Genomic DNA, 23,345 nt, shown 5'->3' on the forward strand with positions numbered 1-23,345 from the left:
CTCGCGACAAAGCGCCGCGCAAAATGGTCAACAGCCCGTCAACCCTGTCGGCTCCCTGCCGGCTCATCTTGGCGATACTTGTCGGGCGGTGTCGTCGATAAACAGCGACACCCAAGCCAGCGGGGCGTTCCAGTTGATGGCGACTTCGTTCTGGGTGAAGGCGCGATAGTCGTCGGTCCAGCAGGTCTGGGGGCGGCATCGGCCGCGCATCGGACTGGCGACCGGATCGTCCATGCTGGTCGAGTTGGGTCCTCCCGACAGCACGCCGGACGGCGGCGCCGGATAGGCCGGGTTCGCCTGATGGGCCCAGAAGCGATGGTGCGGATTGCGCATGGCCCGCGCGCCGAAGCCGCTGACGAAGGACTGATCCAGCGGATTGCGGCCCAGGACATAGTCCAGCGCGTCGACGGCGCCGGCCCGATACCTCGGCTTGACGCTGAAATCGTAGGCCAGGCCCAGAATCACCGCCCTGTTGAGGATCGCCGCATTGGAGCCCCAGGGATAGCCGTTCGCCGCGTAGGGTGGGGCGTAGCCCTGGCTCGCGCCCTCGGCGAGATAGCGGTCCGCGCTGGCGATCAGGCCATTCCGCGCCTGCGCGATCTCGGCCGTCTTCAGCCCATTGGGCGCGAGGGCCAGGGTTGCGGTCCCCAGCGCGCCGACCGAGCCCCAGCTAATGTCCCCGGTAGGGCGCGGCCCCGTGACCGGGGACGCCAGGAACAGCGGCGAGGCGCGCAGGGCTGTCTCATAGGAGGCCTCGCCGGTGGTGGCGTAGAGCTCGGCGGCGGCCCAATAGAATTCGTCGGTCAGGTTCGGATCGCCATAGCCCCCGCTGCCGGCGAAAGCCCCGATGGCGTAGATGTCGGGATTGCGAGCGGCCGCGGCATAGGCCCGCCGGGCCGCAGACAGGCAGCGGGCCGAGAAGGTCGGGTCGAGGGTCTTCCAGACCCGCGCCGCCTGCGCCGCGACAGCCGCCAGGTTCAGGGTCGCCGCGGTGGTCGGATAATAGAGGTAGCGCGTCTGGTGGTCGTCGGCCGGCGCCGTCGGCACCGGCGTCCACTGATCGTCGGCGATCTTCTGGTGGGCCATGCCCGAGGCGTTGATCGGCGTCAGGACGAGCTTGCCGTCGACGGGCTGCTGATGACCGACCGGGACCGGAAGCGTCTGTCCCTCGGGGACCTGCATGGCCAGGAGAAAGGCCAGCTCGTAGCGGGCCTCGTCGAGGATGTCCGGAACGCGATTGTTCCGCTCCGGCAAGGCCAGCGCCCCGTCGCCAATGGCCTTCAGCGCGGCTGAGCGCTTGCGCAGCGCGGCGCGTTCGTAGGCGTTGACCAGGGTCCAGACCGAGACGCCGCCGTTGACCGCGTACTTGCCCTGGTCCCCGGCGTCGTACCAGCCGCCGCTGGCGTCCAGGGTGTAGGCGCAGCCCGGCCAGACTTGGCCGCGTTCGTCCGCCTTGTCGAAGCAGGTCGCCTTGTCCGGCGCATGACCGGCGGGCCGCGCGAGATCGGGGCGCTCGACGAAGCGGGCTTCGATCGGCACGCTGGCGCGCTGCTGGTAGAAGAAGGAAAGGGCCGCGCGGCTCAGTTTCCCGTCAGGCTTGGCGCGGACGGCGAACGGCCGGCTCTCGGCGTCGCCGACCTTCAAGCGATAGCCGTTTCCCGGCTTGGCGAAGGCCGTGAAGTCGATCTGATGGACGTGCTCGCCGGACGCGGCGTCGTCGCCGAACACACGGGTCTTGCCCGTCAGGGCCACCGCGCCCTTGGCGTCGAGCAGGGCCCAGCCGAGCGGCTGGAGAGAAGGGCTGGCCAGCATGGCGCGCTTCGGCCCCCGGGCCTCGACGCCGGTCTGGTTGAGGCGGATCGGGCGAGGCGCCTCTTCCGCCCGCACCGTTGTCGCCAGAGGCAGGAGCGCGGCGAAGGAGAGCGCGACCAGACGGGAGAAGGACATCCTGAAGCGTGCTCCGAGTCTCGGCGTGGCTAACGAGCGCCAACTATAGGTGGAGCGGTCAAGTCGGCCTAACGCGAACGACTCGTAGGAGGAAGCAGCCCGAGTGGGGGCCGGGCGACCATGCGTGTCCGGGTCCCCAAACACGAACGCCGCCCGGCGGACCGGGCGGCGCGTTTGAGTTCTTCGACCTTCGGGTCTCGGATCAGTTCTGGGGCGGCGGGCCTTCCGGCGGCGGGCCGGGAGGCGGGCCGCCTTCCTGCATCCGACGCTGGCGCATCTTCTCGAACGCCGCCTTCAGCTCGTCGAGGGTGATCTTGCCGTCCTTGTTGGCGTCGATCATGGCGAAGCGGTCTTCAGGCCGACCGGCGGCCTTCCATTCGGCGAGGTCGACCGCGCCGTCGCTGTTGGCGTCCCAGCGCTTGAAAATGGCTTCGGGCGAAGGCATCTGCATGCCGGGCGGCGGCCCGTCTTGAGCAAGAGCGGCGCCGGCGGCGAGCGTGGCGCAGGTTGCGAGCGCGGCGAGAAGCGTGCGGCGCATATGGGTCGTTTCCTTCCGGGTGATTGTCCCTGGACGCCTTGCATGAGCCCGGTTTGTTGCGGCTGTGTTTCGCGATTACGGCGAGATCGCGAGCCGGCGTCCTCAGTGCTTGCCGCGATCGCGGCCGAAGTTCGGCTCCGCGCTCTCCTGGCCCGCCGCCACGATGCCGCGGCGGATCGCGCGGGTGCGGGTGAAGTGGGCGTGCAGGGTGTCGGCGTCGCCCCAGCGGATCGCGCGGCTCATGGCCTGCAGGTCCTCGGTGAACCGCCCCAGCATCTCCAGCACCGCGTCCTTGTTGGCCACGAAGATGTCGCGCCACATGGTCGGGTCGCTGGCGGCGATGCGGGTGAAGTCGCGGAAGCCCGAGGCCGAGTACTTGATGACCTCGTTCTCGGTGACGTTCTCCAGGTCGGCCGCGCTGCCGACGATCGTGTAGGCGATCAGGTGGGGCAGGTGGGAGACGACGGCCAGGACGAGGTCGTGGTGCTTCTCGTCCATCAGCTCGACCTGGGCCCCGAAGGCGCGCCAGAAGGTCGACAGCCGGGCCACGGCGGTGGCGTAGGCCTCGTCCTCGCTCTCGAGCGGCGTCAGGATCGTCCAGCGGTTCTCGAACAACTCGGCGAAGCCGGCGTCGGGTCCCGACTGCTCGGTGCCGGCGATCGGGTGGCCCGGGATGGCGTGGATCTTCGAGCAGTCCTGGGCGCGGAACGCCTCGGCGACATTGCCCTTGGTCGAGCCGACGTCGGTCAGGGTCGCGCCCGCCTTCATGGCCGGGATCACCTGGGCGGCGAGGTCGGGGATCGACAGCACGGGCGTGGCGAGGACCACGAGATCGGCGTCCCTGACCGCCTCGGCGATGTCGCCGGTGACGTGCTCGGCGATGCCCAACTCGGCGACACGCGCCCGATGCGCTTCGCTGGCGTCGGCCACGGTGACCTGGCCGACGACGCCATGCTCGCGGGCGGCGCGGATGATCGAACCGCCGATCAGGCCAGCCCCGATCACGGTCATGTTCGGATAGAGAACGCCTGGATTAGACATGGCTAGGGCTCACTTCAAACCGATTTCCCCGGCGAATGCCGGGGCCCAGATTCAGCCTGAGCGGTTTGGGATGATGCGCCTCTTGTCCCCGTTCAAACGAAAGGCGGTTTTGGGTTCGATCTGGGCCCCGGCATTCGCCGGGGAGGTCGGGAGAAGCGCCAGACATCTAGCGGCCCATGAACTGGGTCAGGTGCTCGACCACGGCGCGGTTCTGCTCTTCCAGTCCGATGGTGATGCGGATCGCGTTCGGCAGGCCGTAATTGGCGACCGCGCGGACCAGATAGCCTTTCGACGCCAGGAACGCCTCGGCCTCCAGGGCCGTCTTGCCCGGCGTGGTCGGGAAGGTCGCCAGCACGAAGTTGGCCGCCGACGGAGTCACCTCAAGGCCCAGGCCGCCCAGCTGCTGAGCCAGCCACGGCCGCCATTGCTCGACCAGCGCCAGCGAGCGGGCCTGGAAATCGTCGTCGAACAGGGCCGCGACCGCCGCTTCCTGGGCGGGGATCGAGGTGTTGAACGGCGGACGGATGCGCTCGATCGGCTCGATGATGTGGCTGGGCGCGTAGCCCCAGCCGACGCGCAGGGCGGCAAGCCCGTGCAGCTTCGAGAAGGTGCGGGTGACGATCACGTTCTCGGCGGTGCGGGCCAGATCGAGGCCGTCCTCGAAGCGCGGATCGCTGCAGAACTCCGCATAGGCGCCGTCCAGCACCAGCACCACCGAGGGCGGCAGGGCCGCGTGCAGGGCGCGGATTTCGTCGCCGGTCAGCCAGGTACCGGTCGGGTTGGCGGGATTGGCGATGAAGACGAGGCGCGTGCGCTCGTCGACGCATTTGACCACCTCGTCGATGTCGATGCGGTGGTTCGTTTCCTTGGCCATCCGCACCTCGCCTTGGCAGGCGCGGGCGCCGATGGCGTAGGCGGCGAAGCCGTGCTCGCCCTGGACGATGTTGTCGCCCGGCTCGAGATAGACTTGGCACAGCAGGGCGAAGATCTCGTCGCTGCCGTCGCCGAAGGTCAGGCGCTCGGGTTCAAGATTGAAGCGTTTGGCGACTGCCTCGCGCAGGATGTTGGCCTTGCCGTCCGGATAGATGTGCAGGCGGTCGACCGCGTCGCGATAGGCCGCCTTGGCCTTGTCGCTGCTGCCCAGGATGTTCTCGTTGCTCGACAGCTTCACCGGATGGGCGACGCCTTCGACCTTCGACTTGCCGCCGACATAGGCGTGGATGTCGAGGATCCCGGCCTTGGGGACGGGGCGAGGCGCGGCGAAGCGGTCGGCGGCGGAGGCGGTCATCGGTCTACTCTGGCTTCGTACCAGTCTGTGTACGGCGGCCGCTTCTTACACGTCGAACTGCTCGGGCGCAGCCCCGATGACGCCGGTCAGTTGGCCGGGCGCCCGCGCCAGCCGTTCGTCATCGACCTGGAAGAAGCCCGACAGCGAAAACAGCTTCAGGCCGCCGGCTTCGGCGATCAGCTCGGCGGCGACGCCGTCCCGGCCCAGGGCCTCGACGATGGCGGCGGCGCTCTTGGGCGAGTCGCTGACCCAGAAGGTCTGGTCGCCGCCGGTCGGCTCGACGTCGACCTCGGCGACGGCGAGCGCCGCCTGCGGACCCCAGGTCGCCAGGCAGGGCAGGGCGGCGAACACCTTCAGCTTGGGCTCGGCCAGCAGGCGGCCCCACCAGGGCGTTTCGCTGACCAGCGGCAGCACCGCCACGCCCCACGGCGAACGGGCGACGGCGAGGGCGTCCTGGGCGGTGGGGACCAGCGACAACCGCGGGGCCGTGCCGAAGCGGAGGCGGGTCAGCTCGACGGTGCGGGCCGGTTCGCGGCCGCCGAATACCCCCAGCTGGTACGGACCCTGCCGCGCCAGGTTGTCGGCCATGATCTCGCGCCAGATGCGGATGACCAGGGCGTTCGAAGCCCCCTTGCGCGGCGCGTCGAGCAGCTTGCGGACGATGTGGGCCTCGCGGCCGGGGCGCAGGCCAAAGCCGGTGTCGCCGGAGGCGCGCTTGGCGGCGGCGACCGCGCCGGCCAGGCTGGCGCGCTCGTCCAGCAGCTTCAGCAGTTCACCGTCGATGGCGTCGAGCCGCCATCGGACCTCTTCGAGAGACGGCGTGGCTTCCGTCGCGTCGCTGCCCATGTTCTTCCCCGAAATTGGAGGGCGGACCATAGTCTTTGCCGCGGAACACGCAATAGCCAGCCATCACGGGAAGAAAATTGCGTTTCGGGTGGTTGACGCTTGGTCAGTACACCCTTGGCGCTGGACCGGTGTCGAGCACGCCCAGGAAGCTGCGTCCGTCGCGGAAATGCAGGCTGGCTTCGATGACGGGTTCGCGTCCCAGGGCCTGGGCGGCGGCGGCGAAGGCCTGCTCTGGCGTGCGGATCGGCTTGGACAGGTCGGCGCGCTCCTTGATCGCCACCTCCAGGTCGCCGGTCAGTCGGCCCTCGGAGTCGACCGACAGCACGCCCGACTTGGCCTTGCCCTCGGCGTCGCCGGCCAGGATCTGGCTCTGCTCGAAGGTGATCTGGCCGCCCGCGGCGCTCCACCCCTTGACCGCGGCCTCCCAGTTGCGGCCGCGCAGGGACGAGACGTGCGACAGCCGCGTCTCCAGGATCATGGACGCGGTCTTGTCCTGGGCGATGCGGCCGAGGAGGCCGGTGAAGGCCGTCTTGGCGCCGTCGGCCTTGAAGAAGATCGCGCCCTGGTCATCAGGGCCCGCGCGCAGGTGCAACTGCATGCCGTCCGCCGAGACCAGCTGGAACGGCTTGGCGCCCGGCGCCGGCGTGAAGGTCAGGCCCGCGCCTTCGACCGAAATCCGGGGCGGGTGTTCCTTCACGTGCGAGATGCTGGCGCGGAGCGCTTGGCCCGTGATCGCCACATCGCCCGCCTCCGGACGGGTCAGGACCACGCCCTCCGGCGCCACCAGCACCCAGTGCGTCACGTCGAAGACCGCCGCCTCGCCCTTCAGCACCGGCGCGCGGACCGCCCAGCCGGTCGGTTCGGCGATCCGGGCGTCGGTCAGGTCAATGTTCATCCGGAACGGAAAGCCGTGAAAGGTGCGCGCGCTCCAGGAGAGATCGTAGCCTCGCGACTTCAGGTCCGCCGCCTGGGCGTCCATCTTCTGCTCGGCCTGGCCGCGCAGCCAGAACCATCCATAGCTCCAACCGCCCGCCACGAGGGCGGCGAGGATGAAAGGCGCGAAGAGGCGGCTGCGCCGGGCTTTGCGGGACGGGGCGGCGTCGCTATGGGTCATGGAAAGGCGCGTCCAGTCGGGAATGGTGATGGGTTTGGCAGGCGGCGGCGAAGATCGCTGGGTGTTCGGATACGGATCGCTGATGTGGCGGCCCGGGTTCCCGTTTGTAGACCGAAGAACGGCCGTGCTCCACGGGCGGCGACGCGCCTTCTGCATCTATTCGGTGCATCATCGCGGGACCTACGAGCGCCCGGGCCTCGTGCTGGGCCTGGCGCCGGGCGGGGCGGTTCGCGGCATGGCCTATCGGGTGGCGGCGTCGGAGTGGGAGGGCGTCTACGCCTATCTTCGCGAGCGCGAACAGCCGACCGAGACCTATTTCGAGACCTGGCGCGACGTGAAGCTGGACGGCGCGGCCAAGGTCCCGGCGCTGGTTTTCCTGTCGGACATGAAGCACGCCCAGTGGGCGGGGGCCCTGACCCTCGACCAGCAGGCCCGGCTGATCGCGGGGGCGACCGGGCTTTCGGGACGCAATGTCGACTATCTCAGCGACCTCGTCTCGCACCTGCGCGAGGACGGCGTGCGCGACCACGCGATGGAAAAGCTGCTGAAGATGGTCGAAGCGATCGAGGCGGCGGCCTAAAGGCGTTCGTCTTCAAGCGCCTTCGTGGCCCCGTCGACGCGCGTCTGCAGCTCGCGCATGAACTCCGCGCGTTTGAGGCCGGCGGGGATCGGTTCGAGATATTCGAAGACGATCGTCCCCGGCTTGCGCAGGAAGCCCTTGTCCCAGTGGCTGCCGCAGTTCAGGGCCAGCGGCGTGACGGGGATGTCGAGCTCGCGATAGAGGGCCGCGACCCCGGGCTTGTAGTCGCCGGGCTGGCCGACCTCGCCGCGGGTGCCTTCGGGGAAGATCACGATCTGGCGGTCGTCCTTGAGGCGGTCCTTGGCGTCACGCACCAGCTTCTTCAGCGCCGCCGAGTGGCCGTCGCGATCGACGACAATCATGTCGGCCTTCAGCCCGTGCCAGCCGAACAGCGGCACCATCAGAAGCTCCTTCTTCATCACGAAGCAGGCGTCCGGCAGGATGGCGAACTGGCTGAAGACATCGAACATCGACTGGTGCTTGGCCGCGACCAAGGCGGGGCCGGTCGGGACGTTTTCGCGGCCGCGGATTTCCACCCGCACCCCCGCCAGCCAGCGCAGGCTCAGTGCCACGCCCTTCGCCCATAGGGTCAGGCAGGCGCGGTTGACCGCCCGAGGCAGCGGGAAGGTGGCGATCATCAGGATCGCCACGGTCGCGGACCAAAGCCAGAAAGCAAGCTGGAACAGGAACGAGCGCAGGTAGATCAAGGAGCGTCCTTCGCCGGCGGGGCGTCTTTGGTCTTGGGGCCAAGGCCTAGAAACGCTTCGCGTCCCAGGATGGCCAGGTACTTACAATATTCCACGATCATCCGCCGCGCGCTGATGCTGGTTTTCCACCAGCGATGGGCGTTGAGGTCGGTCTTGACCGGATAGGGATGCAGCTTGACACCCGGCATGGCCGCGCCGAGCTCCAGCATCGAGCGGGGCATGTGGTAGTCGGCCGTCACGACGATCAGGCTATCATAGCCCTTGGACCGCGCCCACTCGGCGGTCTCCAGGGCGTTACCCACCGTGTTGGCCGCGGTGAAGCCCAGGTCGACGCAGCAATCGTAGATCGGCTTGACCGCCTTGGTGACGCTCTGGACGTCGGCGCGGGTGGCCTCGCGGTTGACGCCAGAGATCAGCAGGCGCTTGCCCTTACCTTCCTCCAGAAGTCGGGTCGCCGCCTCCAGGCGCAGGTTGGAGGCGCCGGTCAGCGCCACGACGCCGTCGGCTTCCGGCGGCTCGGGCGCGGGAGTCGACAGGTCCACCCGGCCGGTGAATGCCACCAGGCCCAGGCCCCAGATCATCAGGGCGATCAGCAGGGCGGCCAGTGACTTCACGCCATCTCCCTCACGATCCGCGACGCGGCCAGGCGGGCCGAAACGCCCGCGATCAAAGCCGCGACGAAGGGGGCGGGCGCGGCCGCCAGCAGGTCGGTCCAGGCCAGGGGCAGAACGGGCGCAAGGCCAGCCCCGCCGCCGAAATAGCGCAGCAGGGCGCCGATCCCCGCCGCCGCGGCGCCGCCCAGAAAGCCCGCCAGGGCGCCCATCATGGCGAAGCGGCCTTGGAACAGGCTGGCGATGAAGCCGCGCTCGGCGCCGGAGAAATGCAGCACCTCGATCACCTCATGACGAGCGGCCAGGCCCGCGCGGGTCGCGAAGGCGATCACCGCCGCCGCAGCAGCAGCGATCAGGGCGAAAACGCCCAAGGCGGCGAATCTGGCCATGTCGGCGGCGCGCTGGATGTCGGCGATCCAGCGGCTGTGGTCATCGACGGTGGCGTCGACGCCTGCTGAGCGCAGCGCCTTGTCCAGGGTCTCGGCCGTCGGCGGCGCCTTGGGGTCCAGATCCAGGGTGACGAGGCGCGGGGTTGGCAGGTCCTCGACCAGGGCGTCCTTGCCGATCCAGGGCTCCAGAAGGGCCTCGGCCTTCTCGCGGGTCTGGGCCTGGGCCTCGACGACCCCCCGCACGCCGGACAGGGTCTCGGCGGCGCGGGCGGCGGCGCTGTCGGGCGTCTCGCCAGCCCGGGCCCGGACGACCACGGTGGCCGAGCCGGTCAGCTGCGCCGTCCAGCCGTGGGCGGCGCGGTTGGCGGCGAGGGCGGCGAATGCGGTGAGGCAGGCCAGGAAGCACAGCACCGCCACGACGAAGACCAGCGACCCGTCGCGCGCGTCGCGTGGGGGCAGCAGCGGTCCGGGCCGCCAGCGGGAGACGTCGAACAGCGCGGTCACGACGCGACCTCCGCGCCCAGCAGCCGACCATCGTGCAGCCGCATGGCGGGCCGGCCGGCCCGCGCGACTATGTCCTCGTCATGGGTGGCGATCAGCACGGTGGTGCCCAGGCGGTTCAGCTCGACAAACAGCCGCAGCAGGCGCAGCGACATGGCCGGATCGACATTGCCGGTCGGCTCGTCGGCCAGCAGGATGTCGGGGCGATCGACGACCGCCCGGGCGATGGCCAGGCGCTGCTTCTCGCCGCCCGACAGCGTGGCGGGCAGGGCGTGCATCCGATCGCCAAGACCCACCCAGTTCAGGAGCTCGGCGACGTCCTCGCGGTAGGTGGCCGGCTTGCGCTTGAGGATACGCAGGGGCAGGGCGGCGTTGTCGAACACCGACAGGTGCTCCAGCAGCCGAAACTCCTGGAAGACGACGCCGATCCGGCGACGCACGAACGGCAGGTCGTGGGCGTGGAGCAGGCTGATATCCCGGCCGAAGAGCTCGACGCGTCCTCGTGACGCACGGTGGGCCAGATAGATCAGTTTCAGCAGCGAACTCTTGCCCGCGCCGGACGCTCCGGTCAGGAAATGGAACGAGCCCTGACGCAGGGAGAAGCTGATATCCTTGAGGGTTTCCGGCGCTCGCCCGTAGCGCATGGAGACGCCGTCGAAGCGGACCACCGGAAGGGCGTCATCGCCCTGTTCTGTGTCGATCCGCAAGGCGCGTCACTGGGCTTTCTGGACATCAGGGTTAAAATCGGCGACCCCGTTGTCTGCGTGTGGGGATCGTTCGATTCGGCCATGATACTAACCTGCCCGGAGTGCGCCAGCCGCTATTTCGTGGACGACTCCAAGGTCGGACCGGAAGGCCGGGTCGTGCGTTGCGCCGCCTGCGGCCATCGCTGGACCGCGCGCAACGAGGAGCCGGCCGACCCGTTCGCCGACGCGGAAAGTCCCACCCTGGCCAGCCAAGGCGAGCCGGACCCCGCGCCCGCCGCTGAAGACGATCAGGCCGAAACGACGGCCGTCGAGGTGGCGCCCGTCAGCGAGCCGCCCAGCGAAACGGCTACCACTGTCGCCCCCGCTCGCGCCGCAGCCCAGCGGCGACGTCGCGACGCCATGGTTACAGGCATCGTGTGGGCGGGGATGGCGGCGTTGATGGCCGCGCTGATCATCGGCGCCCTGATCTTCCGAATCGACGTCGTCCGGATCCTGCCGGGGACCGCCGGCGCCTACGCCGCGGTGGGCTTGCCCGTGAATACGGTGGGCCTGGTCATCGATCGGGGGAGCATCAAGGCCCAGCCCGTAATGAAGAACGGCCGCGCGGCGGTCACGGTGACCGGCGCGATCCGCAACATCACCGAGCATGCGGTGGTCGCCCCGGCGCTGAGCGTCGAACTGCTGAACGCCGAAGGCAAGCGGGTCTCGGGTCAGCTGGCCAGCGCCCACGACGCCAAGATCCCGCCGGGCGAGGTTCGGCATTTCTCGATCACCTTCCTCGACCCGCCGCGCACGGCCAAGGACCTGCAGGTCGGCTTCGCGACGGAGCACGGAGGCGTCAAGGCTCCCATCCACCCCGAGCCCGGCCACTCCGAACCTGCTCACGGGAAGGGGGCGGAAAGCCATGGCGGCGAGCCTGAAGTCGCACTACGCGGCGCGCAGCAGACCTCGGCGGCCTCAGAAGCGGCTGGACAAGCAGCCCCCGGACATGAGAGCGGGAACAAAACCGCCCCTACAGCCTCTCACGAACCCGCTCACCATGAATGATTCCAAGACGCCCGAAGTCCTGATCTCGGAAGCCGAGATCGCCGAACGGGTGAAGGCGCTGGCCGAAAAGATCGCGCCGCGCATCGACGACGACACCGTGGTCGTCTGCCTTTTGACCGGCGGCCTCTGGTTCGCCGCCGACCTGACGCGGGCGCTCTATAAGGCCGGCCGCGACGTGCGCTTCGACGCCCTGTGGCTGGCCTCGTACCACGACGAGCGCAAGAGCTCGGGCCGGTGCGAAGTCCGCGCCGACCTGCAGCGTCCGCTGGTGGGACGCCGCGCCCTGGTCGTGGACGATGTGTTCGACACCGGCCTTTCGCTGTCGGAAGCCGCGCGCCTGGTCAAGGACGCCGGGGCCAGCGAGGTGCTGACCGCCGTGTTCGCTCGCAAACCCTGGCCGAGCTCGCGCGGCATGGAGCCCGACTTCGTGGCCTGGGAAGCGCCCGCCCGGTATCTGGTCGGCTACGGCCTCGACGACGAAGGCAAGAGCCGCGGCCTGCCGTACATCGGCGCGCTGGACTAAAGGGCGTAAGCGCGGCCTTCCTAGGCCGCGCGCTGCTCCGCTGACGCGGCGGCCTCGCGGCCGATCTCGAACATGTCGACCCGCTGGGCCAGCTCCTGAGCCTCGCTGCGCAGGGCGTGGGCGGCGGCGGTCGACTCCTCGACCATGGCCGCGTTCTGCTGCACCACGCGGTCCATCTCGCCCATGGTGGCGTTGACCTCACCCAGGCCCTGGGCTTGGTCGCGCGCCGAGGCGGCGATGGCGTTGATCTGGGCGTTGATCTCGGCGACGCGGGCGATGATCCGCTGTAGCGCCTCGCGGGTGCGGCCGACGCGCTCCACGCCCGCGCTGACCTGCTCGCCGGAGACGTTGATCAGGTCCTTGATCTCCTTGGCCGCGTCGGCCGAGCGCTGGGCCAGGGCCCGCACTTCCTGAGCCACCACGGCGAAGCCGCGACCGGCTTCGCCCGCACGCGCGGCCTCGACCCCGGCGTTGAGCGCCAGGAGGTTCGTCTGGAAGGCGATCTCGTCGATGACGCCGATGATCTTGCCGATCTGGCCCGACGAGGTCTCGATCTGGGTCATGGCCTCGACGGCCTCGCTGACCACAGGGTCGGAGCGTTCGGCCTCCTGGCGGGCGGCCGCGGCGGCGGCGTTGGCCTGGTTGGCGCTTTCAGCGGTGGTCTGGACGGCGACGGTGATCTCGCCGAGGGCGGCGGTGGTCTGGACCAGGCTGGCGGCCTGATGCTCGGTGCGGCGCGCCAGTTCGTCCGAGGCGCGGGACATGTCGGCGACGCCCGCGGTCATGCTGGCGGCGTTGCCGGCGATTTCGCGCATGGCCGCCTGCAAGCGGGTGAGCGCCTCGTTGAAGTCGGCGCGCAGGGGCTCGTAGCGGGCGGCGAAGGCCTTGGTGAGACGCCAGGTCAGGTCGCCGCGGGACAGATGGGCCAGCGCCTCGGCGAGTTCCTCGACGACCTGGGTCTGCTCGGCCTCCAGGGCCGCCTTCTGGCGGGCTTGCTCGGCGTTGGCGGCGTCGCGGGCGGCGCGCTGGGCCTCGGCGTCGGCATTGGCGGCGTCGGCGCGGGCGGCCGCGTCCAAGGCCTTGTCAGTGCGAGCGGTGACGGTGATGAACAGCCTTGAAACACTGGCGGTCAGCCAGATCAACGACCAGGCGGTGGCGAGGGTGACGCCGGCGTTGAAGGCCACGGACAGGACCGTCGCGTCGCCAGCCATCAGCAGATGCGGAGCAAACAGCGCGCCCGCGATATTGATGGCGATGATCGCGGCGGCGGCCAGGGCGACCGCGCGCCAGTCGCCATAGGCCACCATCAGGGCCAGCGCGGCCAGATAGGCCATGCGCGCTTCGGATTGCAGCGGGTGGCCGGCGAAGGCGGCGACGAACAGGCTGACCTGACCCATCAGGGTGACGGCCGTGGACAGGCGCTGGGTGGCGTTGTCGCGCCAGATCGCCCAGCCGCCCCAGCCCACGGCGGCCAGCACCGCCGAACCGCCAGCCAGGGCCAGGGTGAATTTCCCGCCCGTGAACAGGCTCGCGGCCGGCGTTATCAGCACCAACGCGGCGATGCAGGCCAGCACAAGCTGTCCGCCGACCTTTCGTTGAGCTTCGATACCGTCGAACTCTATGAAGCTGCGCACCGAGATACTCCACGCCCTAAGCGGCGCTAAACGTGGGTTATCGCGGTTAAACTAACGTGAGGATGGCTGAGACTTTTTGTCCTTAAGTGTGCGCTAAACCCATTCTGGGACCAGGTCCCTGGCCAGCATCTCGTCATAGCTGGGGCGCTTGCGGATCACGGCGTAACGATCGCCGTCGACCAGGACCTCAGGGACCAGCGGCCGGGTGTTGTACTCGCTGGCCATGGCCGCCCCGTAGGCGCCGGCCGACATGAAGGCGAGCAGGTCGCCCGTCGTGAACGGCGGCAGGGCGCGGTCGCGGGTGAAGGTGTCGCCCGTCTCGCACACAGGGCCCACCACGTCATAGACGGTCTCGCCGCCGCGCTGCAGCACCGGACGAATGTCGTGGAAGGCGTCGTACATCGCCGGCCGGATCAGGTCGTTCATCGCCGCGTCGATGACCAGGAACTTGCGCCCCTCCGGACGTTCGTGGACGTGCACGACCTCGCTGACAAGAACGCCGGCGTTGGCGGCGATCACTCGGCCCGGCTCGAAGGCCAGGGTCACGGGCAGGCCCTTGGTGACCTCGCCGACCATGGCGGCGAACTCGGTGGGCGAGGGCGGTTCGGGGCTATTGAAATAAGGAACGCCCAGGCCGCCGCCCAGGTCCAGCCGCTCGATCGAGAGGCCTTCGCCCAGCAGTTGCTCGACCAGCCCCCGCATCTTGGTGAAGGCCGCGCGCATGGGTTCGAGGTCGGTGATCTGGCTGCCGATGTGACAGGCCACCCCCACGGGCTCCAGGCTGGAGTTGTTGCTGGCGTTGGCGTAGAGGCGCGCGGCCTCGGCGAACGAGACGCCGAACTTGTTCTCGGACTTGCCGGTGGCGATCTTGGCGTGACCGCCGGCCGCGACGTCCGGATTGACGCGGAAAGCCACCTTGGCCTTGACGCCCATTTCGGCCGCGACCTGGGCGATCAGGTCGAGCTCGGGTTCGGACTCGACATTGATCTCGGCGACACCCGTCTCAAGGGCGAAGGCGATCTCGCGGCGCGTCTTGCCGACGCCTGAGAACACGATGCGCTCGCCGGGGATGCCGGCCGCCAGGGCGCGGCGGATTTCGCCTTCCGACACCGTGTCGGCGCCGGCGCCCAGGTCGCCGAGCACTTTCAGCACCGCGACGTTGGAGTTGGCCTTCACCGCGTAGGCGATCAGCGGATCGACGACGCCAGCCGACGCCAGGGCGTCGCGAAACACGGTGAAGTGCCGCTCCAGCGTGGCCCGGGAATAGACGTAAACGGGCGTTCCGACCTCGGCCGCGATCTTGGCCAGGGAAACGCCTTCGCAGGCCAGGCCCTCGGGGCCGTATTCGAAGTGGTTCAACGCGAGGTCCTAGTTGGGCGTGGCGCCGGGGAAGCCGGCGGCGGACGGGCCGCCGAACGGGTCGTTGGTGCCGGGTAGCGGCGCGGCGCGGATGGTGCGGCTGCTCGAAGCCGGGTCGCGGAGTTCCTGCGTGCCGCCGGCGCGGGCCGGCTGGTTCGCTTGCGCCGAGGCGGCGCGACGCTCGGCCTCCCAGGCGGCTTTCTTGGCTGGGTCCCACAGCGGAGCGGGACGCTCCAGTGCGCCTTGCTTGCCGCAGGCGGCGGCCGTGACGGCCAGGGCCGCCAGCGTCAGGGTGGTGAGGGTGCGGCGCACGATCATGCCAGAACTTCCTTCCAACGCGCGATCTGGGCGCGGACCTGGGCGGGGGCGGTCCCACCATAGCTCATGCGGCTGGCCGCCGAGGCGGCCGGGGTCAGGACCGCGTAGACGTCCTGGGTGATCCGCGGCTCGATCGCCTGGAACTGCTCCAAGGTAAGATCGGCCAGATCGACGCCAAGGCCTTCGGCGGTCTTCACCGCCGAACCTGTCACGTGGTGCGCGTCGCGGAAAGGCATGTTCAGCGTGCGCACCAGCCAATCGGCAAGGTCGGTGGCGGTCGAGAAGCCGGCGCCGGCCGCCTTGGCCATGTTTTCGGTGTTCGGCGTCAGGTCGGCGACCATGCCGGCCATGGCCAGCAGCGCAAGCTCCAGGGCGTCGAAGGCCTCGAAGGTCGGGACCTTGTCCTCCTGCATGTCCTTCGAATAGGCCAGCGGCAGGCCCTTCATGACCACCGTCAGGGTGGTCAACGAGCCGAGAATCCGGCCGACCTTGGCGCGGATCAGCTCGGCCGCGTCGGGGTTCTTCTTCTGCGGCATGATCGAGCTGCCGGTCGTGAAGGCGTCGGTCAGCTTGATGAAGCCGAACATCGGCGTCGTCCACAGCACGATCTCCTCGGCCAGGCGCGACAGGTGCGTGGCGGTGATCGAGGCGGCCGACAGGGCCTCCAGGGCGAAGTCGCGCGAGGAGACGCTGTCCAGAGAATTGGCGGTCGGACGGTCGAAGCCCAGCGCCGCCGCCGTCTGGTGGCGGTCGATCGGGAAGGGCGAGCCGGCCAGGGCGGCCGCGCCCAGCGGGCATTCGTTCATCCGGGCACGGGCGTCGCGGAAGCGCGAGGCGTCGCGGCCGAACATCTCGACATAGGCCATCAGGTGGTGGCCGAAGGTCACCGGCTGGGCCGGCTGCAGGTGGGTGAAGCCCGGCATCAGGGCGTCGGCATAGGCCTCGGCCTGGGCCACCAGGGCCTTTTGCAGGGCCTCCAACTGGCCGACCGTGCGATCGCAGGCGTCGCGGACCCACAGGCGGAAGTCGACGGCCACCTGGTCATTGCGCGAGCGGGCGGTGTGCAAGCGGCCGGCCGTCGGGCCGATCAGCTCGCGCAGCCGCGCCTCGATGTTCATGTGGATGTCTTCGTACTCGTCGCGGAACGGGAAGGCGCCCGCGGTGATCTCGCCCTCGATGGCGTCGAGACCCTTGAGAATTTCCTCGCCGTCGGCGCTTGCAATCACACCTTGGCTGATCAACATCCGGGCGTGGGCGCGCGAGCCTGCCAGGTCCTGCGCCCACAGGCGCTTGTCGAAGCCGATGGAGACGTTGATCGCCTGCATCAGCTCGGCGGGCTTGGCCGAGAAGCGACCGCCCCACATGGCTTGGCCCTGGCCCTTGGCGGCCTGGGACATATCGGAGGCGTGGTCGGTCATATGAGCGAAGTCCAGTCGGGTCAGAACGAGCCGGGCGCTGCGAAGCGCAATCCTTTGAGGCTGGCGCTTGCGGGCGTCCTCCTCGTCGGTGTGGCGGCGGTTCTATACGTCATCGCGACCGCTTCGTTCAAACCCCAAGGGCCCGCCGACCTCACAGAATTCAAGAAGGGGACGCTGGCGAAGCTGGACGTGCCCGCCAGCCCGCGCGCAGCCCCGGCCACGGTGTTCACCAGCCTGGACGGCAAGCCGGCGACCCTGGCCGACTTCAAGGGGCGCGTCGTGATCATGAACCTGTGGGCGACGTGGTGCGCGCCGTGCAAGGCCGAGATGCCGACCCTGGCCAAGCTGCAGGCGGCCTACGCCACCCAGCCGGTGACCGTGCTGCCGATCAGCGTCGACCGCGACAGCGACCTGAACCTTGTCCAGGCCGAGATGGCCGCCAACCCGCCGCTGAAGACCTATCGCGATCCGTCCTACAAGCTGTCCTTCGACCTGGAGCCGCGGGCGGCCGGCTATCCGACTACGGTGATCTATGACCGCCAGGGCCGTGAACGGGCGCGCCTGGCTGGCCCCGCCGACTGGTCTGCGCCGGAGGTGCGCGGTCTGGTCGAGAAGCTGCTAGCCGAAAAGTGATTGATCCCTCGGTTATCGAACCGCTGGCCGACGACGCCTGGCCGGCGCGTGAGCGCGAGCGACTGGGCGGCTGGCGGCTGAATGCTTCGTCCGGCTTCTCGATGCGGATCAACGCCTGCTGGCCGCTGTCGGCGCCCGATCGCGACGTCGAGGCGGCCATCGACGTCGTGGAGGCCTGGTACGCCGCGCGCGGCCTGCCGCCACGCTTCAAGCTGACCGATGGCGTGCTCGCGCCGACCGACCTCGCCGACCGCCTGACCGCGCGAGGCTATCACGCCAGCAAGGACACCTTGCTCATGGTCGGCGTGACGGGCGGGGAGGGCGACCTGTCCGTGGCGATCTCCGCCGCGCCCGACGCGACCTTCGAGGGTGTTTTCACCGCCTCGGCAGGCGATCCGGAGGATGGTCGCGAGCGGACCGAGGCCCTGGGGCGGATGCCGCCGCCGGCCTTGTTCGCCAAGCTGGAGATCGACGGCGCGCCGGCGGCGATCGGCGTCGCCGCGCTCGGCGGCGGCTTCGCGGGGATCTTCGGCATGCGCACCGTTCCAGCCCATCGCCGCAAGGGCCTGGCGCGTCGAATCCTCAGGGCTGTGCTGGCTGAGGCGCGGCAGGCCGGCGCCGAGCGCGCCTGGCTTCAGGTCGAGGCGGACAATGCCGCGGCCATCGCCCTCTATGCCGACGAGGGCTTCGAGCCCGCCTATCGCTACCGTTACTGGACCCGCTGACCGGCGCCTGCCCCGGTGATGGCGCCGCTTGGATAGGTTCGTGCTAGACAAGTTTACAAAACAAACAAGTTGATGCACTGTTTCCGCACTTCAAGGAGGAGGCCCAGTCATGCACGCGCCGCTCAAGGCCCTGGACAGTTCGCCGCTCAGTCGCGGCGACGGCCGGAACGCGCCGATCGGCGCGCTCCGCGCCTTCGTCACCCTGTTGGTGGTCGGCCACCACACGGTGCTGACCTACAATCCCTATGCGCCGCCCCCGAAGGCGTTCGGCGCGCAGCCGATCTTGTGGACGGTCTTCCCGGTCGTCGATCCGCAGAAGTTTGCGCCGTTTGGCCTGCTGACCCTGGTCAACGACCTCTTCTTCATGTCGCTGATGTTCTTCATCTCCGGCGTGTTCGTCGCCGACGGCTTGCGCGCGAAGGGAGCCGGGAGCTTCCTGAAGGCGCGGGCGCTGAGGCTCGGGGTTCCGTTCGTGATCGGCGCGGCGCTGCTGGCGCCGCTGGCCTACTTCCCCGCCTGGCTGCAGTCAGGCGGCGCGCCAGACTTGCCGGCCTTCGCCCAGGCTTGGGTCGATCTGCCCTTCTGGCCAAGCGGCCCGGCCTGGTTCCTGTGGGTCCTGCTCGCGTTCGGCGCGATCATCGCGGGGGTTCATGCGCTGTTTCCGGGTTTCGTGGAGGAGCTGGGCGTTCTGGCGAAGGGCGCGGACCGCAAGCCTGCGCGCTTCTTCTGGGGGCTCGTCGTCGTCAGTGCGCTGGCGTACCTGCCGCTGGTGATGACGACGCCGTTCGGCCACTGGACGACGATCGGGCCGTTTTCGGTCCAGACGGCCAGGATCGGCCACTACTTCACCTACTTCCTCGCCGGGATCGCGGTCGGCGCGGCGGGCGTGGGTCAGGGGCTGACGGACCCGGCCGGGCAGCTCGCGCGGCGTTGGTGGCTGTGGTGCCTGGCGCCGGTTCCCCCGATCGTCGTGACCTTGGGAGTCCTGGGCGTGGCGTTCTCGCCGAACCCGCCGCCGCGCGCGGTGCTGGATGTCGTCGGCGGTCTGGCCTTCGTCCTGGCGTGCGCGGCGCTCTCTTTCGCGGCCCTGGCGGTCGCCTTGCGGTTTGTCCGCCGGACCGGCGCGGTCGGCGGCAGCCTGCAGGCCAACGCCTATGGCCTCTACCTGACCCACTACGTCTTGGTTTCTTGGCTGGCCTGGCTGGTACTGCCGCAAGGGTGGGGCGGTCTGATCAAGGGAATCGTGGTGTTCGCGGGCGCCGTGGCGCTGGGCTGGTTGATCACCATGGCCCTGCGACGCATGCCGCTGTTGGGGCGAATCCTGTGACCATTCATGATGCGACGCCGAAGGGAATTCGCCCATGAACGACAAGCTGAAGACAGTCCAGGATGACCTGGCGTTCCTGCGCGGCCTCGCCGACGGCGCGGCGGACAAAGGCGGGCTCGGAGCGGCCGGGGGTGCGCTTTACGGGGCCGCCGGCCTGCTCTACGGCGCGCAGACCCTGGCCTACGCCGTCCAGGAGCGCGGGTGGCTTCGCATGTCGTCGCTCGCCAATCTGGTGATGGCCTGGACTCCGACGGTCATCTTCCTGATCCTGATGATCATCGTCATCGTCATCGATCGCAAGCAGCCCCGCCGGGGTGTCGCCAGCCGCGCGGTGAACGCCGCCTTCGCCGGAGCGGGCATCGCCAACCTGGCTCTGGTGCTGATCTTCGCGGCGGCGGCCGTGCGCAACAACGATTTCCGCTACTGGCTCTTCCACCCGGCGGTCGTGTTCGTGCTTCAAGGGGCCGTCTGGTACGTGATCTTCATGCTGCGCAAGCGGGGCTGGACGGCCCTGGTCGCGATCGGCTGGCTCGTTTCGGGCGTGGCGCTCGGGCTTCTTGTCGACAAGCCCGGTGTCTATCTGCTGGTCGCCACCTTCGGACTGTTCGCCTTCATGATGGTTCCGGGCTTTCACATGATGCGCCAGGCCATGCGGCCCGCATCCTGAGATCACCCGTGGCCGCCCCCTTCGACATCAATGGATTGGACGACGTCATCCATGGCCGCGTGCGGCTGGGGATCGTGGCCTATCTGGCCAGCGCCGAGGTCGCCGATTTCACCGAGCTGAAGGACCTTCTCGAGGTCACTCAGGGAAATCTGTCGGTTCACCTGCGCAAGCTGGAGGACGCCGGATACGTGGCCATCGACAAGAGCTTCGTGGGGCGCAAACCCCTGACCCGCGTGCGCTTGACCGAAGCGGGAAGGGGCGCTTTCGCCAACTACCTGAAGGCCATGGGACAGCTCGTGGAGCAGGTCGGCAAGACCTGATCAGGCGAAGCCGAGCTCCTTTCGGAGCGTCCCTGGAAGAGCCCCCGCCGTGCGGAGCTCCTGCAGCGTCTGGGCCTTGTCACGCTTGGCGTAGCGCTTGCCGTCGGGGCCGACCAGCAGGCCGTGGTGGCGATAGACCGGCGTCGGCAGGCCCAGCAGCGCCTGAAGCAGGCGCTGGATGTGCGCGGCCTCGAACAGGTCGGCGCCCCTGACGACGTGCGTCACCCCCTGCAACGCATCGTCATGGACGACCGCCAGATGGTAGGCGACGCCGACGTCCTTGCGCGCCAGCACGATGTCGCCGGCCGTCTCGGGCCGAGCCTGGATCAGGCCGGTCTCGCCGCCCGGTCCGGCGCCTTCCTCGATGAAGGTCAGGGTCTCGAACCCGCCCAGCGTCTCGCGCGCCGCCGCCAGGGACAGGCGCCAGGCGAAGGCCTCGCCGCGGGCCAGGCGTTCGGCCTCTTCGTCGGCGGGGAGGGGGCCGCCGACATAGGGGACCGCCGGCTCATGGGGCGCGCGCCCGATATCGATCTCCTTGCGGGTCTTGAAGCAACGATAGACGAGGCCGCGCTCGCGGAGGGTCTCGATCGCCGCGTGGTAATCCGCCAGGTGTTCCGATTGCCGCCGGACCGGACTTTCCCAGGACAGGCCCAGCCAGGAGAGATCCTCCAGGATCGCCGCCTCGTACTCGGGACGGCTGCGGGTGATGTCGATGTCCTCGATCCGCAGCAGAAAACGGCCGCCGGCCTCGCGCGCGGCCGTGTAGGCGGCGAGGGCCGAATAGGCGTGGCCGCGATGCAGGTAGCCCGTCGGCGAGGGCGCGAACCGGGTGACGAAGGCCACGCCTAGGCTCGGTCGGTGAACTTCGCGAACATGCCCAGGTGCTCGAACACCGCGCGCAGGAAGGCTTCCTCGCCGCCCAGCAGCGCCTTCAGCGGCGCGAACTGCTTGAAGCCGATCATCTCGGCGAGACCGTGCCCGGCGCACCAGGCGGCGATCGTCGCCAGTTCCAGGTCGAGTTCGGTGACCGCGCCGCCGGCGTGCTCGGCCAGGGTGTCGCGCACCTGGCAGTAGGCGCCGTCGTCCTTGAGCTGGTCGGGCAGGGCGTCCTTGTCACGCGAACGGTCGTACATCACACGGTACAGGGCGGGGTTGTCGCGCGCGAAGCAGACATAGGCCACGCCGATATTGGTCATCCGGGTGCGCGGGTCTTCCGTGGCGGTCCTGGCCTTGGACAGGGCCGCGTCCAGCTCGACCCAACCTTCGTGGGCCACGGCCTCCAGCAACTCGGCCTTGTCCTTGAAGTGGTGGTAGGGCGCGGCGGGACTGACGCCGGCCTCGCGCGCCACCCCGCGCAGCGACAGGGCGGCGGGGCCGTCGGTCTCGAGGATCTTGCGGGCGGCCTCGACCAGCGCGCGGCTGAGATCGCCATGGTGATACGGACGGGATTCGGCGGTCGCGGTGCTCATCGATCTCACTCTAACCCCAGCTTTCTAAAATTTCATCCAAACGCTGTAAAGATCATCTTGACGGCGTTCAGATTTGCGCTATCTAAGCATCGTCCAGATTGGATCGCCCCAAGGGACGGCCGATGGTTCGTCGTGAGCCTGGACACAACAACAGCCGAGGGGCTATCGCCATGCTTCGCTACGTAAACGCCTTTGAGAACGCCTTCGACCGCCTCGCCGGCGGCTATTTCCTGGTCATCGCCCTGGCTGTCGCGGCCGCCGTCGCCGGCGTCGTCCTTTAAGCGATCCGTTCGCGATCGGCGGGCGGCCATGGGCCCCCGCCGCCGCGTCCCGTCTTGAAGCCGCCCGTGTACGGAGCTAACCAGACCAGGACGCGTTAGGCCTCCGACGCCGCCCACCGTGCGTCGCAGGCGAATTCAGATGATCCAGACTTCCGAGCGGCCATGAGCGTCGCCTTCACCAAAGAGGGCGACAGCGAGGCCTTCGCGGCCGATCTGCCCGACCGCCCGATCTCTCCCCATCCCAATCTCGTCACGGCCGAAGGCCTGGCCCAGATCGAGGCCGAGCTCGCTTCGGCGCGCGCGGCCTATGCCGCCGCCCAGAGCGCAGGCGGGGCTGCCGACGGCGATCGCACCGCCATGGCGCGCGCGACGCGCGACCTGCGCTACTGGTCGGCCCGCCGCGCGAGCGCCCAGCCGATGGAGCGCGATCCGGGCAAGACAACGGTCCAGTTCGGCGACCGCGTGACCTTCGAGCGCGAGGACGGGCGGGTTCAGACCTTCCGCATCGTCGGCGAGGACGAGGCTGATCCAGCCAAGGGCTCGATCTCCTATATCGCGCCGATCGCGCGCGCCTTGTTCGGCAAGGCGGTGGGCGAGACGGCCGCTGCGCCAGGCGGTGAGATCGAGATCACCGCCATCGACTAGCCGCAAGTTCCGGATTGCCTTCGGGCCGGAGGCATCGCACCTGCAAGCCATGTTCGCTCCCCCGACCGCCGCTGTCCTGCTGGAGGCCCGCAAGGCCTTGGCCGACGCCGATCCGGCGCTGGCGGCGATCGAGGCGGTGACGCCGGCGTTCGACTGGCGCGTGGGCCTCGGGGGCTTTCCCGGCCTGCTGAAGATGGTCGTGCAGCAGCAGGTCTCGATCGCCTCGGCCACCGCGATATGGTCGCGGGTCGAGGCGGGCTTGCCGCAGATGACGCCCGAGGCGGTGCTGGCGCACGACGACGCCCACCTCCTGTCCCTCGGATTATCGCGACCCAAGGCGCGCTACGCCCGCGCGATCGCCCAGGCCCATGTCGCCGGGACCTGCGACTTCGACGCCTTGCGGGACCTGCCGGACGACGAGGCCGTGGCGGCCCTCACCGCGATCACCGGCATCGGCCGCTGGACGGCCGAGGTCTATCTGATGTTCACCCAGGGACGGATGGACATGTTCCCCGGCGGCGATGTCGCCCTGCAGGAAGCGATGCGCTGGATGGACCGGGCCGAGGTTCGCCCGAACGAAAAGCAGGCCTATCGCCGCGCCGAGCTCTGGCGGCCCTATCGCGGCGTCGCCGCGCACCTGCTCTGGGCTTTTTATGGCGCGGTGAAGCGGCGGGAAATCGCGCCATTTTGACGTAAGGCCACAGATGTCT

General features: G+C 69.2%; 27 protein-coding genes. 11 read left to right on the forward strand and 16 right to left on the reverse strand.

Features of this window, described 5'->3' with window-relative positions; genetic code table 11:
* Positions 1-63: 63 nt before the first annotated feature.
* From DI526_RS03550 to DI526_RS03575, 6 genes are all read right to left on the reverse strand, one after another.
* Complete coding sequence (locus tag DI526_RS03550; RefSeq protein ID WP_304274087.1) at positions 64-1,947, reverse strand: glycoside hydrolase family 9 protein; 1,884 nt, start codon at positions 1,945-1,947, stop codon at positions 64-66.
* Between the two features lie 202 nt (positions 1,948-2,149).
* Positions 2,150-2,485, reverse strand: a complete 336-nt coding sequence (locus DI526_RS03555) for an EF-hand domain-containing protein (protein ID WP_304274088.1) — start codon at positions 2,483-2,485, stop codon at positions 2,150-2,152.
* Between the two features lie 102 nt (positions 2,486-2,587).
* Entirely contained in the window at positions 2,588-3,526 is a 939-nt protein-coding gene (locus tag DI526_RS03560; RefSeq protein ID WP_304274090.1) for a prephenate/arogenate dehydrogenase family protein, read from the reverse strand.
* Positions 3,527-3,692: 166 nt separating this feature from the next.
* Positions 3,693-4,814: a histidinol-phosphate transaminase gene (gene hisC, locus DI526_RS03565; protein ID WP_304274092.1), complete on the reverse strand. Its 1,122-nt coding sequence runs from the start codon at positions 4,812-4,814 to the stop codon at positions 3,693-3,695.
* A 45-nt stretch (positions 4,815-4,859) separates the two neighbouring features.
* Positions 4,860-5,660 carry a chorismate mutase gene (locus tag DI526_RS03570; RefSeq protein ID WP_304274094.1) on the reverse strand — a complete coding sequence of 267 codons (801 nt, stop codon included), beginning with the start codon at positions 5,658-5,660 and terminating at the stop codon, positions 4,860-4,862.
* 103 nt (positions 5,661-5,763) lie between these two features.
* A complete protein-coding gene (locus DI526_RS03575; protein WP_304274096.1) occupies positions 5,764-6,774 on the reverse strand; it encodes a DUF2125 domain-containing protein in 1,011 nt (336 codons plus the stop codon).
* A 28-nt stretch (positions 6,775-6,802) separates the two neighbouring features.
* Here DI526_RS03575 and DI526_RS03580 point away from each other — a divergent pair, with 28 nt between their 5' ends.
* Positions 6,803-7,354, forward strand: a complete 552-nt coding sequence (locus DI526_RS03580) for a gamma-glutamylcyclotransferase (RefSeq protein WP_304274098.1) — start codon at positions 6,803-6,805, stop codon at positions 7,352-7,354.
* Here the strand turns inward: DI526_RS03580 and DI526_RS03585 are convergent.
* From DI526_RS03585 to ftsE, 4 genes are read right to left on the reverse strand one after another with little or no spacing between them, the layout of a single operon-like run.
* Positions 7,351-8,061: a 1-acyl-sn-glycerol-3-phosphate acyltransferase gene (locus DI526_RS03585; RefSeq protein WP_304274100.1), complete on the reverse strand. Its 711-nt coding sequence runs from the start codon at positions 8,059-8,061 to the stop codon at positions 7,351-7,353. The two genes, DI526_RS03580 and DI526_RS03585, sit on opposite strands and share 4 nt — an antisense overlap.
* Positions 8,058-8,675, reverse strand: coding sequence for a YdcF family protein (locus DI526_RS03590; protein WP_304274102.1), 618 nt, complete (start codon positions 8,673-8,675; stop codon positions 8,058-8,060). The genes DI526_RS03585 and DI526_RS03590 overlap by 4 nt, the downstream gene beginning before the upstream one ends.
* A complete protein-coding gene (locus DI526_RS03595; protein WP_304274104.1) occupies positions 8,672-9,565 on the reverse strand; it encodes an ABC transporter permease in 894 nt (297 codons plus the stop codon). Before DI526_RS03595 ends, DI526_RS03590 begins: the two co-directional genes overlap by 4 nt.
* Entirely contained in the window at positions 9,562-10,269 is a 708-nt protein-coding gene (gene ftsE / locus DI526_RS03600; RefSeq protein WP_304274106.1) for a cell division ATP-binding protein FtsE, read from the reverse strand. The genes DI526_RS03595 and ftsE overlap by 4 nt, the downstream gene beginning before the upstream one ends.
* 81 nt (positions 10,270-10,350) lie before the next feature.
* Between ftsE and DI526_RS03605 the strand changes: the two genes are divergently transcribed.
* A complete protein-coding gene (locus DI526_RS03605) occupies positions 10,351-11,316 on the forward strand; it encodes an MJ0042-type zinc finger domain-containing protein (protein ID WP_304274108.1) in 966 nt (321 codons plus the stop codon).
* Complete coding sequence (locus tag DI526_RS03610) at positions 11,258-11,839, forward strand: phosphoribosyltransferase (protein ID WP_304274110.1); 582 nt, start codon at positions 11,258-11,260, stop codon at positions 11,837-11,839. Before DI526_RS03605 ends, DI526_RS03610 begins: the two co-directional genes overlap by 59 nt.
* Positions 11,840-11,859: 20 nt before the next feature.
* On the opposite strand, the gene DI526_RS03615 is transcribed toward DI526_RS03610, so the two are convergent.
* The 4 genes from DI526_RS03615 to argH all read right to left on the reverse strand — a co-directional run bounded on the left by DI526_RS03615 (position 11,860) and on the right by argH (position 16,568).
* Positions 11,860-13,473 (reverse strand): methyl-accepting chemotaxis protein, encoded by a 1,614-nt coding sequence (locus tag DI526_RS03615; protein ID WP_304274112.1) that lies wholly within the window; start codon positions 13,471-13,473, stop codon positions 11,860-11,862.
* A gap of 93 nt (positions 13,474-13,566) precedes the next feature.
* Complete coding sequence (gene lysA / locus DI526_RS03620) at positions 13,567-14,832, reverse strand: diaminopimelate decarboxylase (RefSeq protein ID WP_304274114.1); 1,266 nt, start codon at positions 14,830-14,832, stop codon at positions 13,567-13,569.
* A 9-nt stretch (positions 14,833-14,841) separates the two neighbouring features.
* On the reverse strand, positions 14,842-15,168 hold the full coding sequence (locus tag DI526_RS03625) for a hypothetical protein (RefSeq protein WP_304274116.1): 327 nt from the start codon (positions 15,166-15,168) through the stop codon (positions 14,842-14,844).
* Positions 15,147-16,568, reverse strand: coding sequence for an argininosuccinate lyase (gene argH / locus DI526_RS03630; protein ID WP_304274118.1), 1,422 nt, complete (start codon positions 16,566-16,568; stop codon positions 15,147-15,149). Before argH ends, DI526_RS03625 begins: the two co-directional genes overlap by 22 nt.
* Between argH and DI526_RS03635 the strand changes: the two genes are divergently transcribed.
* The 5 genes from DI526_RS03635 to DI526_RS03655 all read left to right on the forward strand — a co-directional run bounded on the left by DI526_RS03635 (position 16,569) and on the right by DI526_RS03655 (position 20,240).
* Positions 16,569-17,201 carry a TlpA disulfide reductase family protein gene (locus DI526_RS03635; protein ID WP_304274120.1) on the forward strand — a complete coding sequence of 211 codons (633 nt, stop codon included), beginning with the start codon at positions 16,569-16,571 and terminating at the stop codon, positions 17,199-17,201.
* Positions 17,198-17,926: a GNAT family N-acetyltransferase gene (locus DI526_RS03640; protein ID WP_304274123.1), complete on the forward strand. Its 729-nt coding sequence runs from the start codon at positions 17,198-17,200 to the stop codon at positions 17,924-17,926. Before DI526_RS03635 ends, DI526_RS03640 begins: the two co-directional genes overlap by 4 nt.
* A 109-nt stretch (positions 17,927-18,035) precedes the next feature.
* Complete coding sequence (locus DI526_RS03645; RefSeq protein ID WP_304274126.1) at positions 18,036-19,253, forward strand: acyltransferase; 1,218 nt, start codon at positions 18,036-18,038, stop codon at positions 19,251-19,253.
* A 34-nt stretch (positions 19,254-19,287) separates the two neighbouring features.
* Positions 19,288-19,920, forward strand: a complete 633-nt coding sequence (locus tag DI526_RS03650) for a hypothetical protein (protein WP_304274129.1) — start codon at positions 19,288-19,290, stop codon at positions 19,918-19,920.
* Between the two features lie 8 nt (positions 19,921-19,928).
* Entirely contained in the window at positions 19,929-20,240 is a 312-nt protein-coding gene (locus tag DI526_RS03655; RefSeq protein WP_304274131.1) for a transcriptional regulator, read from the forward strand.
* Here DI526_RS03655 and gluQRS read toward each other — a convergent pair whose 3' ends face one another.
* Together gluQRS and DI526_RS03665 are read right to left on the reverse strand one after the other, a co-directional pair.
* On the reverse strand, positions 20,241-21,083 hold the full coding sequence (gene gluQRS / locus DI526_RS03660) for a tRNA glutamyl-Q(34) synthetase GluQRS (protein ID WP_304274133.1): 843 nt from the start codon (positions 21,081-21,083) through the stop codon (positions 20,241-20,243). It abuts the gene before it with no gap.
* A 2-nt stretch (positions 21,084-21,085) separates the two neighbouring features.
* Positions 21,086-21,709: a TetR/AcrR family transcriptional regulator gene (locus DI526_RS03665; RefSeq protein ID WP_304274135.1), complete on the reverse strand. Its 624-nt coding sequence runs from the start codon at positions 21,707-21,709 to the stop codon at positions 21,086-21,088.
* A 170-nt stretch (positions 21,710-21,879) separates the two neighbouring features.
* Here DI526_RS03665 and DI526_RS03670 point away from each other — a divergent pair, with 170 nt between their 5' ends.
* The 3 genes from DI526_RS03670 (at position 21,880) to DI526_RS03680 (ending at position 23,326) form a co-directional block, all read left to right on the forward strand.
* Entirely contained in the window at positions 21,880-21,990 is a 111-nt protein-coding gene (locus DI526_RS03670) for a hypothetical protein (protein WP_099536100.1), read from the forward strand.
* Positions 21,991-22,152: 162 nt separating this feature from the next.
* Entirely contained in the window at positions 22,153-22,635 is a 483-nt protein-coding gene (gene greA, locus DI526_RS03675) for a transcription elongation factor GreA (protein WP_304274140.1), read from the forward strand.
* A gap of 49 nt (positions 22,636-22,684) precedes the next feature.
* A complete protein-coding gene (locus DI526_RS03680) occupies positions 22,685-23,326 on the forward strand; it encodes a DNA-3-methyladenine glycosylase (protein WP_304274143.1) in 642 nt (213 codons plus the stop codon).
* Positions 23,327-23,345 lie beyond the last annotated feature (19 nt).

Source organism: Caulobacter segnis (assembly GCF_003243465.1).
Taxonomy (GTDB): Bacteria; Pseudomonadota; Alphaproteobacteria; order Caulobacterales; family Caulobacteraceae; genus Caulobacter; species Caulobacter segnis_A.

Excerpts from the sequence above, each read along its gene's own strand:
- DI526_RS03550 (WP_304274087.1), bottom strand. The coding sequence starts at position 1,947 with ATGTCCTTCTCCCGTCTGGTCGCGCTCTCCTTCGCCGCGCTCCTGCCT.
- DI526_RS03555 (WP_304274088.1), bottom strand. The coding sequence starts at position 2,485 with ATGCGCCGCACGCTTCTCGCCGCGCTCGCAACCTGCGCCACGCTCGCC.
- DI526_RS03560 (WP_304274090.1), bottom strand. The coding sequence starts at position 3,526 with ATGTCTAATCCAGGCGTTCTCTATCCGAACATGACCGTGATCGGGGCT.
- hisC (WP_304274092.1), bottom strand. The coding sequence starts at position 4,814 with ATGACCGCCTCCGCCGCCGACCGCTTCGCCGCGCCTCGCCCCGTCCCC.
- DI526_RS03570 (WP_304274094.1), bottom strand. The coding sequence starts at position 5,660 with ATGGGCAGCGACGCGACGGAAGCCACGCCGTCTCTCGAAGAGGTCCGA.
- DI526_RS03575 (WP_304274096.1), bottom strand. The coding sequence starts at position 6,774 with ATGACCCATAGCGACGCCGCCCCGTCCCGCAAAGCCCGGCGCAGCCGC.
- DI526_RS03580 (WP_304274098.1), top strand. The coding sequence starts at position 6,803 with ATGGGTTTGGCAGGCGGCGGCGAAGATCGCTGGGTGTTCGGATACGGA.
- DI526_RS03605 (WP_304274108.1), top strand. The coding sequence starts at position 10,351 with ATGATACTAACCTGCCCGGAGTGCGCCAGCCGCTATTTCGTGGACGAC.
- DI526_RS03610 (WP_304274110.1), top strand. The coding sequence starts at position 11,258 with ATGAGAGCGGGAACAAAACCGCCCCTACAGCCTCTCACGAACCCGCTC.
- argH (WP_304274118.1), bottom strand. The coding sequence starts at position 16,568 with ATGACCGACCACGCCTCCGATATGTCCCAGGCCGCCAAGGGCCAGGGC.
- DI526_RS03635 (WP_304274120.1), top strand. The coding sequence starts at position 16,569 with ATGAGCGAAGTCCAGTCGGGTCAGAACGAGCCGGGCGCTGCGAAGCGC.
- DI526_RS03645 (WP_304274126.1), top strand. The coding sequence starts at position 18,036 with ATGCACGCGCCGCTCAAGGCCCTGGACAGTTCGCCGCTCAGTCGCGGC.
- DI526_RS03650 (WP_304274129.1), top strand. The coding sequence starts at position 19,288 with ATGAACGACAAGCTGAAGACAGTCCAGGATGACCTGGCGTTCCTGCGC.
- DI526_RS03665 (WP_304274135.1), bottom strand. The coding sequence starts at position 21,709 with ATGAGCACCGCGACCGCCGAATCCCGTCCGTATCACCATGGCGATCTC.
- DI526_RS03670 (WP_099536100.1), top strand. The coding sequence starts at position 21,880 with ATGCTTCGCTACGTAAACGCCTTTGAGAACGCCTTCGACCGCCTCGCC.
- greA (WP_304274140.1), top strand. The coding sequence starts at position 22,153 with ATGAGCGTCGCCTTCACCAAAGAGGGCGACAGCGAGGCCTTCGCGGCC.
- DI526_RS03680 (WP_304274143.1), top strand. The coding sequence starts at position 22,685 with ATGTTCGCTCCCCCGACCGCCGCTGTCCTGCTGGAGGCCCGCAAGGCC.